The organism is Thiococcus pfennigii, from assembly GCF_016583835.1.
Taxonomy (GTDB): Bacteria; Pseudomonadota; Gammaproteobacteria; order Chromatiales; family Chromatiaceae; genus Thiococcus; species Thiococcus pfennigii.
Map to the genome: position 1 here is coordinate 1 of NZ_NRRW01000169.1, position 492 is coordinate 492.

The following is a 492-nucleotide window of genomic DNA, read 5'->3' on the forward strand; positions in this document are numbered from 1 at the left end:
CTCTCGATCATGGCCGCCAGGCGCTGGCCCGGCGGAACCATCGGTAGCACATTTTCCGCTTTGTCTACCCAGACATCCACCAGGACGGGTCCGGGCTGTGTCAGGGCCTCCTCCACGACTTCCCCGAGCTTGCTCGGTAGACGCACGCGGTAGGTGGCCAGGGGCGGGTAGACGGCCTTTAGCGCAGTCAGATTCGGCAGCTGACGGCGGCAGTTCTGGTCCATGCTGGTGCAGTCCGGATCGCAGTCCCACTGGCGGGCCAGGCAGGTCTCGTGGTGATGGCCGTCGTCCATCATGTCCTCCCACTGGCGAACCATGCCGAGGAAGCTGTTGTTGAGCACGAACATCTTGAGCGGTATGCGGTTGGCAACCACCGTGGCGAGCTCTTGCATGTTCATCTGGAAGCTGCCGTCGCCGTCGACCAGCACCACCGGCTGCCGCGGGTTACCGTACCAGGCACCGATGGCCGCCGGCAGCCCATAGCCCATGGTG

Annotated in this window: 1 protein-coding gene; it reads right to left on the minus strand. The window is 64.6% G+C overall.

The features are described from left to right. The coding region (locus CKO41_RS18410; protein ID WP_242464429.1) for a thiamine pyrophosphate-dependent enzyme at nt 1-492 on the minus strand (492 nt) is incomplete at both ends.